Consider the following 1,427-nt stretch of genomic DNA (forward strand, 5'->3'; position numbering starts at 1 on the left):
GCTGCCCTACCGTTCAGATGCTGCTTCTGCAGTGCCTGACGCCGTGATCCTGGCATGCCAGGATCACGGCGCGGCGGCGGTGTCGGGATGGTTTTCATGCTGGCTGCCCGTGATGGCTTGGGTGGCATTTCCCCCGGCACCGCCACACCGCCTCGACCGCTGATTAGGCTCTGCGATCCATCGCTGTGTAGGGCGACGACGGCGCGGGCGGGATGCCGAACCTTCAACCGCCGGAGGGCACCATGCAAAGGATCAGTGTCGGTATCGACATCGCAAAGGAAATCCACTGGGTCACCGCCATCGATGCCGACGGCGTCGTGCAGATCAACCGCAAGCTGCTGAACACGCCGACCGATATCGCAAGCCTGGCCGACCAACTTGGCGCACTCGCCGGACCAGGGGACGGTCCAGAAGGCAGCACGATACGCATCGGTCTCGACGTGATCGGCGGCATCGCCGGCCTCGCCGAGGCCATGCTGGCCGCGGCCGGCTTCACCCTGCTCCACGTCCCGGGCCTGGCCGTCAACCGCGCCCGCCAGGGCACCGTCGGCGGCGAGAACAAGTCCGACCCGCGCGATGCCCGCACCATCGCCGACCAGGTCCGCTCCCGCGCCGACCTGCGCCGCATCGAGCCGGCCACCGAGATCGACCTCGAGATCAGGCTCCTCGTCGGCCGCCGCCGCGATCTGGTACACGCCCAGACCCAGCGTGTGGCGCGGATGCACGACATGCTCGTCAGCATCTTTCCCGGCCTGGAGGCGTGCCTCGACCTCACCACCAAGGGGCCGCTGCACCTGCTGACGAAATTCGTCACGCCCGCCGAGCTGCGCACCGCCGGCAAGAAACGCCTGGTCCGTCACCTGCAAGCCGCCGGCGGCCTGCCCAATGTCGAGGCGCTGGCCGATCGCGCGCTCGCCGTCGCCGCCGAGCAAAACATCGCCGTGCCGGCCGAGCGCATGACCGCCCGCCTGATCCGCGAACTCGCCGCAGAGGCGCTCGCCAGCCGCGCCCGCCTCATCGAACTCGACCGCGAACTGGAGGCGCTGCTCCAACGCCACCCTGACGCGGCCCTCATCCGAAGCCTGCCCGGCATGGGGGTCGTCCTCTCCGCCGAACTCATCGCCGAGGCAGGCAACCTCTCCCGCTTCCGCTCCGCCGATGCGCTCGCCTCGGCCGCCGGCATGGCGCCCGTCCTGCGACAATCCGGCCGAACACGCTTCCTGCGCAGACCCACCGGCGGCAACAAAGGCCTCAAGCGCGTCTTCTACCAATCCGCCTTCTGCTCGCTCGCGCACTCCGACAGCCGCGCCTTCTACGATCGCAAGCGGCGCGAAGGAAAACGCCACCATCAGGCCGTCATCGCCCTCGCAAGACGCCGCGTGAACGTGCTCTGGGCCGTCGTGCAAAACCGCACGCCCTTCCAGACC

Annotated in this window: 1 protein-coding gene; it reads left to right on the forward strand. The window is 69.0% G+C overall.

The window, feature by feature from the left end; all coding sequences use genetic code 11:
- Positions 1-242: 242 nt before the first annotated feature.
- The coding region (locus C8P66_RS23355; RefSeq protein WP_111400672.1) for an IS110 family RNA-guided transposase at positions 243-1,427 on the forward strand (1,185 nt) is incomplete at its 3' end.

Source organism: Humitalea rosea (assembly GCF_003253705.1).
GTDB classification, from domain to species: Bacteria; Pseudomonadota; Alphaproteobacteria; order Acetobacterales; family Acetobacteraceae; genus Humitalea; species Humitalea rosea.